The following is a 559-nucleotide window of genomic DNA, read 5'->3' as shown; positions in this document are numbered from 1 at the left end:
CGCACGCCGCCAAACCATTACACACCCGCATGGCAAGGTGAGTGAAGTACAGTTTATGTTCTTCGGTGGCGTCATCGGAAAGCACAATCGCACTGTCTTGGTCCGACAGCATGTGCACTTCGTTACGGGCGTGAGAGCCTGCAACCAACCACGCGTAATCACACGGCGGTGGGCCCAACAGTTCTTCATTGAGCTGGATGATGCGGCGCGTGAAAGCGTCCATGATCATTGACATCACTCGACCCTGAATTTCCGCACTCACACCGCTTTCCACCAACGCTTGGAAAATGGTTTGACGTTCTTCTTTCAACGCCGCCAGCGCGTTGAGTGAACTCGCGTATTTGATTTTCTCAATTAAGAACAAAGACTGCGTGCGGTGGTTATGCACTAAATGTGTTGTCGTTAGAAGTCCTTTCACTTGCTTGCCATGTACCACGGGCAAACAGCGAATGTTGTATTGCAGCATCAAGGAAATGGCTTGAATCACTTTAGCATCGTCTTCGATCAACACGGGGTTTGGCGTCATCACGTCGGCAATGGGTTGATTGGTATCCATGTC

Annotated in this window: 1 protein-coding gene; it reads right to left on the bottom strand. The window is 50.6% G+C overall.

The window, feature by feature from the left end; genetic code table 11:
* Positions 1–559, bottom strand: a 559-nt coding sequence (locus R7O13_RS29680; RefSeq protein ID WP_318305567.1) for a DUF294 nucleotidyltransferase-like domain-containing protein, incomplete at both ends; no start/stop codon positions are given.

The sequence above is a fragment of the Vibrio sp. Y176 genome, from assembly GCF_033438945.1.
This window is presented reverse-complemented; position numbering and strand designations above follow the sequence as displayed.